Below are 7,278 nucleotides of genomic sequence, written 5' to 3'. Positions count from 1 at the left end.
CCTAGAATACAGTTTAGATTAACTTATAATTTTTAATACATAGAAAAATGAAAAATACATTACAAAAATTATCCATAATTGTAGTAATCTCCTTCACCTTTTTGGTAGGATGCACTGAGTTTTTTGATAAAATAGACAACTTTAACGTTGGTGTTAGTAACACAATTTTTGAACAATCCGCAGTAATTGAATTACAAGATTATTTTGGAGACCAACAAAATCTTGTAAATACTGATTTAAAAGTAGAATTTAGTGGTGCAGATGCAGATAAATTAGTAAATGAAGCTGGTGAATTTGCACTTACAGAAACAGATGGTTTTATTCAATTAAACGTAAACCCTAACAAAAGTACAGGTGTAAAAGAACTAAATTTTGATGTAACTATAAGTGGTGGAGACTATATAACAACAACATACCCTGTAACTTTAACCGATACGGTTTCTCACATTAAATTATCTTTAGTAAACGATAGTAAAATATACAAAGGTACAAATACAGCTAGTGAAACGGTTAGTTTAACCAATAATACAACTACAATAGCAACCACTACAAAAACGTCTTTAACAAATTCTTTAACCACAAGTTCTGTTACCGTTAAAACAGGTACACAATTCAAAGATGCTTCAGATAATGTATTAACAGGTAGCAACGTAAATATAGAAGTTATCAATACAGATCCTTTAAGTCAAGTATTACCACCTACTAGTACTTTAACTTTTAAAGATAATAATGGTTTAGAAATTACAGGAAAAGAGGCAACTTTTATAACTGGTAATACAAACATTAAAATGGATGTAAATGGCACCACTGTAAAAAAGTTTAACAATGCTATTGATGTTGCTATAGAAATACCTTCGGATGCAACAAACCCAGAAACAAATAATACAATACAGCTTGGAGATACATTTGCCATTTACACCAATGAAGAAGAATCTATAGACTGGACCTACCACGGGTTAGGAACTGTAACAGCAGGTAATACTGCAGATACATTTAACATTAGTTTCGAAACCACACATTTATCTAATTATACAGTTGTAAATTTTAAAGACACAAACTGTAGCAACAATACCTATAATATTACAGCTAATAACTTACCAGACAACTATTCTGCAACGTTCGAAATAATACTACGTACAGTGTATGAAGGAACTTTCAATTTTATTCCTGGTGATCGTTATTATTATGCATTTGAAATCAAAATTGTAAATGGTAAAGTAGTATCTGTAGATACACCTAGGCAAACTTTTCCTAGTAATTATATCAAAGGATCAAAAGAATATGATGAAGAGGTAAATAGATACATAAATATCCGGGGAGGTTCTGAAGAAGATTATACAACAACTATTTTTGATACTGGCTATATTGATGATATCAAAAGTCTTCTTGCATCTGGAAATGATGTGAATATTGTAACTAAGACTGGTTCAATTTGGGGTAAAAGCACTACTGAATCACAGCTTTATTTAACTTCTAAAGGCGTAATCTACCGAACAAATTTATCAAGCATTGCAACTTTTACAAATTGTGAGTTAAGTATAAACTTAACACAAGATGGTACAGATTATTTTAATATTGGTAATTTAAAAAACATTGCAATAGATGTTGCTGCCAATTGTAACAACAAAACTTTTGTACCAGATGGTTTTCCTTTTTATGTAGAAAGAGAAAACGGTGCTTTTAGTTATGAAGGTACTATTAAACAAGGTAAAATGACTTTAAAAGGCTTTGAACTTGGTAAAGAATACAATTTTAAAACGGTTTATAAAGGACAAAGCTATTTTCATAAATGGACTTTTGATAGTGAAACCTTTACAGACAAAAATTTTGAAGTACCTCAATCTGCTTGTGATGCTTTAGGTATTTAAAAAATTAATTATTTATCATGAAAGCATGCCCCCAATGCAAATCTGTATCTAGATACAAAAGCATATGTTTGCGATAGATGTAATTTTCAATACACTTGGATTTCTTGGATTGACCAATCTTTAAGAATTTAAATAAAAGACTCCTATCTTTATGAAGAGGGTTGAAAAAGTAGTACTTTTTCAACCCTCTTCTTCTTTGTTGAATTTTTACTTCCAAGATATATCATAGAAAGAACTATTATTAACTAAACCAAGCTTATTAACGTTAAACGAATAAATACAAAAGAGTTTTAAAATACAGAAAAAAGACTAATAAATATTGAACTCTACTCATTTTTATTATCAATTAAGTCTAAATACAACTTTTTTGTACCCTACATAACAATTAGCTTCTTTATTAAGTAAAGAAGCTATCAGAAAACATTTTGTAACGCTTTTGTAACGCTCTTTTTAGTATTAATTATTGTTTTTACAGTTTATTTACGTCTATTATAATCAATTAAAAACTACATGAAAATTAAGTTATTACTAGTGGCAATTGTATTTTGCTACAGCACACAAAATTTCGCACAACAAACAAAAAAAAATTACATTAATAATGATGAGACTGTAAAAACTAAAAAAAACGGACTAAACATCTCTTTCGGAACCTCAGGATTTGGTGTTGGATATGCTAGAAAATTAAACACAAAATTAAATGCAATTGTTGCCTACCACAGTCTTACAATAGAAGACAAAGAGGTAGATGTCTCTGAATTTTTAGACAACGATGATGTCAATTTTCTTGGCGGTGTAAATAGCACTATTATAGATGCAGGTATCGAATATGTACCTTTTAAAAAATCTTCATTTAAACTCGCTTTTGGTATTGGTTTTTTAAACAATGTAGCTATTAATGGATTAATTACTTACAAAGAAGGAGTTGAATACGGAGATGTTATTGTAGCAGCTCAAGATGTTGGTAAAGTAATCATTAACTCTAAATGGTCTGGTACTGCTCCTTTTATTGGCTTTGGTTTTGGTAGAGCAATTCCTAAAAACAGAGTTGGTTTTGGAGTAGATATTGGTACTTATTTTGCCAAATCACCTACAGTAAATTTAGAAGCAGACAAATTATTAGCACCTACACAAGATGAGCAATCAGATTTACAAGATGCTTTTGAATCTTTAACAATGATACCTAGAATACAGTTTAGATTAACTTATAATTTTTAATACATAGAAAAATGAAAAATACATTACAAAAATTATCCATAATTGTAGTAATCTCCTTCACCTTTTTGGTAGGATGTACTGATTTTTTTGATAAAATAGATGACTTTAATGTTGGTGTTACCAACGCAATTTTTGAGCAAACTGCAGTAATTGAATTACAAGATTATTTTGGCAATCAGCAAGCTATTGTTGATACCGATTTCACTGTAGTCTTTGGAGGCGCAGATGCAGATAAATTGGTAAATGAAGCTGGTGAATTTGCGCTTTATGAAACGGATGGTTTTATTCAATTAAACGTAAACCCTAATAAAAGTACAGGCGTAAAAGAACTAAATTTTGATGTAACTATAAGTGGTGGAGACTATATAACAACAACATATCCTGTTACTATAAAAGACACTACATCTTTTATAACTTTACAATTAGCAAATCAAAATAAAATAAGATTTAGCGGTATAGACAATATAAGTAAAACCGCTACTTTAACAGACAATGCTTTAGCAACAGAAATAGATTTAGCAACTACAAAAACCAACTCTATAAGAAAAAATACCATTACTATAAAAACAGGTACAAAGTTTAAAGATAAGTTAGGAAACACATTAACAGGTGATGAAGTAAATATCTACCTAAAAAGCACAGATGCTACAGGTATAAATCAGTACTTATCAGAATATACATTTAAAGATGAAAATGGAGCTCCTATTGATAAAGAAGCAAAGTTTTACACGGGGACTGCAGAAATAACTATGGATGTTAATGGTGTAGATGTAAAAGAATTTACCAACCCTATTGAAGTAACTATAGAAATGACAGCTAATGCGAACAACCCTTTTACTGGCAAAGTTGTAAAACTTGGTGATACTTTACCTATATACACAAATGAAGAAGATTCGGAAGAATGGACGTATCATGGTTTAGGAACATTGGTAGCAGGAGAAACTACAGAAACTTTTAATATCAATTTTGAAACTACACATTTATCTAGCTACTCAGTAATAGATTTTATAGATTATCAATGTGAAGACCTCCTAGATTTTGATTATGAAATTACAGCAGAAAACCTACCATCAGACTTTGCAGGAGTAGTTAAAGTAGTTGCAGAGTATTTACCGCTATCAAATAATAATGACCCTACACCAAGAATATGTACTTTTTTTGAAGTAGATATAAAAGATGGTAACATAAATTCTATAATAAATTATATTGGTAGATCAGAATCAATCATGTTTAAATCCTTTAATAACAGTTGGAATAGAATTTGTATTGATGCATTAAAACAGACTATAAACTCTGGAGATCCAAAAGGAATTTATACCCTTAATTCTGAAACGGAGTATGAATATGAAATTTATTTTACATTAAATGGAGAAAGGTTAAGTAATGATATTACTAAAATTTCTTCTTTTGTAGATTGTCATTTAGGAATTAACTTAACTAAAGGTTCAAGTTTACCAGACCAAAAAACTATTGCGGTTGGTGTTGCAGGTAATTGTGGCGAAAAAAACTTTATTCCAGATGGTTTTCCTATTTATGTAGAAAGATCTAATGGTATCTTTAGTTATGAAGGAGTTTTTAACAAAGGATTTGTATTCTTACAAGGTTTTGAACTTGGTAAAGAATATAATTTTAAAACATTTTACAAAGGAAAAAATTATTTCTATAAATGGACTTTTAATAGCACTACCTTTTTTGATTTTGAGTTTGAGCTACCAGAAGAAGCTTGCGACTTAATTCAATAATCATTACAGTAGAACATTGCTACCAAAAGTAACAACAAAACTTTTAAAGTACCTCAATCTGCTTGTGATGCTTTAGGTATTTAAAAAATTAATTATTTATCATGAAAGCATGCCCCCAATGCAAATCTGTATCTAGATACAGAATAAAAAGAAGGTCAATTCAAAAAATTATTCCAGGTACAAAAGCATATGTTTGCGATAGATGTAATTTTCAATACACTTGGATTCCTTGGGTTGACCAATCTTTAAGAATTTAAAAAAAATATCTTTTAAAAGGTACTAAAAAGTTATTATTTTTTAGTGCCTTTTTTTATTAAATATTTATTAAAAAAAGTTGCTTATTTTTTAAATAGCTATTTAGCTCAGAACTAGTAACAACTTTAATAAAAAGGAGCAAAAGAATAAAAATACATTATCTTCGTTTTTTTTTTAGATGAAGATTAAATTAATTATTTTATTTTTACTTTACAATTGTTTTTCCTCCTATGGGCAATACAAACAAATGTTGCATAAACCCTATAAAAATAAAATTAATGCAATAGACACATTATATAGAAACACTATTAATAAAACACGTAAAGACTCTTTATACATATTAAACTATACTTCTACAATAAAAAAGTGGGCATTATCTAATAGTGATAAAGAACTTGCCTTAGAAGCAGATTTATTAAAGGCATATACAAATTGGTTTATTTATGGCTCCAAAAAACCGCAATTAATAAATCAGCTAAAAGAAATAGCAGAAAAAGGACATAAAAATAAGATTTATCATATAGAACAACGTGCAATTAAAGTAATTATTACTCATTTCTGGAAAATTAAAAATTTTGAAAAATCTTTTGAATGGATTTTAAAATCTGCAAAAATTTTAGAAAAATTACAACCACAAGAGTTTCCTAATATGGCAGAGCATTTAAACTATATTGGTCGTTGCTATTACCACTTTCAAGATTACAAAAATGCTATTATATATTATACCAAAGCAGCCAAACTAAATAGAACGTTTTTTAATGCAAAAGCAGTTATAGAAGCACAAAGTACTATTGGCCTCTGTTATCAAAAATTAGGCAAATTAAATATAGCAGAAAGCTATTTTTTAAAAGTAATTAAAGATACTACTAAATATAAAAATAAAATTTGGCATGAAATTACTTCTGGAAACTTAGGATACAATTATTATTTACAAAAAAAATATAAAGAAGCAATTCCTTTATTAAAAAAAGACATCAAATCTGCTATTGCTATAAACGATCCTGGACTAGCTGCAGGGTCTGCTATTCCGTTAGCAAATATTTATTTAAAACAAGAAAGATTAACTGAAGCAAAAATAAAAATAAAAGAAGCAAGAAAATACATTAAACAATCTCAACAAACAGACCGTTTAAGATTATTATACCCTATAATAAGTAAATGGTATGCAGCTAACATGGAGGCTAAACTAAGTGCATCTTACTTAGATTCAAGCATCTCCGCTATAAATACTTACAATAAAAAATATAGTAGCTTAAAATTATTAAGAGCAAACCAAAAAGCTGAAGCTAAAGAAAAAGAATTAGAAATTGCAGAATTACAATCAAAAAACAAACTAAAATTAACAATACGCAATTTTATTATTTTATTAATCACTTTTCTCTTAATAATTAGTATTCTTATTTATAAAAATAGAAACAAATATCTTTTAAAAGAAAAACAAGTTAAAGACTTAGAACTAATAAACACACAAAAAGCATTAGAAAATGCAAAACACAAATTAAACAATCTAACCTTAAAAGTACGTAGAGATAGCAACCTTTTAATAGAACTACAAAAAGAAAAAAACTATAAAAATGATATAGATCTTATAAATGAACTAAAAAATAAAAATATTTTAACTCTAAATGACTGGAAACAATTTCAAAACCTATTCAAAAAGGTACACCCTAATTTTATTACTAGTATCACAACTGAATACAACAATTTAAGTCAAGCAGAAATACGTTGTTTATGCCTAGAAAAACTAGAATTAACAAATAATGAAATGGGGTTAATTTTAGGAATCTCTAAAAATACTATTCGAGTAACAAAACATCGTATTAGAAAAAAATTAGGAATTATAAATCAAGAAGAATTAGAAAAAATTGTTAAAGCAACTTACAGCTAAATAATAGTATCATTATTAAGTTTATATAATATTTGAAAGTTACTTTCCTTTTTACTCAAATAATAGATGGGAAGTATGCAAAAAAGGTTATCCTCAGAAAATTAGATTTTTATCATTTTCAAACATAAAATCTATTTATAACGTGAGTTCGACTTAAGCAATAGCATTATTAACGTGAGTTCGACTTAAGCAATAGCATTATTAGGTAACATATTCGGGATTTTTATAGAAGGTTTTTTAGGTAAAAAAGAATATGCAATTAGCCCAGAGATCATATTTGTTATGAAATTATCAAAAGATCTATGTCTAG

4 protein-coding genes are annotated in these 7,278 nt (G+C 28.1%); all 4 read left to right on the top strand.

Features of this window, described 5'->3' with window-relative positions; translation table 11 throughout:
- Positions 1-47: 47 nt before the first annotated feature.
- The 4 genes from ABJG40_RS13990 (at position 48) to ABJG40_RS13975 (ending at position 6,968) form a co-directional block, all read left to right on the top strand.
- Positions 48-1,868, top strand: a complete 1,821-nt coding sequence (locus tag ABJG40_RS13990) for a hypothetical protein (RefSeq protein WP_348025211.1) — start codon at positions 48-50, stop codon at positions 1,866-1,868.
- A gap of 510 nt (positions 1,869-2,378) precedes the next feature.
- Entirely contained in the window at positions 2,379-3,083 is a 705-nt protein-coding gene (locus ABJG40_RS13985; protein ID WP_348025210.1) for a hypothetical protein, read from the top strand.
- A gap of 11 nt (positions 3,084-3,094) precedes the next feature.
- Positions 3,095-4,825 (top strand): hypothetical protein, encoded by a 1,731-nt coding sequence (locus tag ABJG40_RS13980; protein WP_348025209.1) that lies wholly within the window; start codon positions 3,095-3,097, stop codon positions 4,823-4,825.
- Between the two features lie 502 nt (positions 4,826-5,327).
- Complete coding sequence (locus ABJG40_RS13975) at positions 5,328-6,968, top strand: hypothetical protein (RefSeq protein ID WP_348025208.1); 1,641 nt, start codon at positions 5,328-5,330, stop codon at positions 6,966-6,968.
- Positions 6,969-7,278: the final 310 nt, after the last annotated feature.

This window comes from Polaribacter sp. (assembly GCF_039939415.1).
Lineage (GTDB): Bacteria > Bacteroidota > Bacteroidia > Flavobacteriales > Flavobacteriaceae > Polaribacter.
This window is presented reverse-complemented; position numbering and strand designations above follow the sequence as displayed.

Excerpts from the sequence above, each read along its gene's own strand:
- ABJG40_RS13985 (WP_348025210.1), top strand. The coding sequence starts at position 2,379 with ATGAAAATTAAGTTATTACTAGTGGCAATTGTATTTTGCTACAGCACA.
- ABJG40_RS13980 (WP_348025209.1), top strand. The coding sequence starts at position 3,095 with ATGAAAAATACATTACAAAAATTATCCATAATTGTAGTAATCTCCTTC.
- ABJG40_RS13975 (WP_348025208.1), top strand. The coding sequence starts at position 5,328 with ATGTTGCATAAACCCTATAAAAATAAAATTAATGCAATAGACACATTA.
- ABJG40_RS13990 (WP_348025211.1), top strand. The coding sequence starts at position 48 with ATGAAAAATACATTACAAAAATTATCCATAATTGTAGTAATCTCCTTC.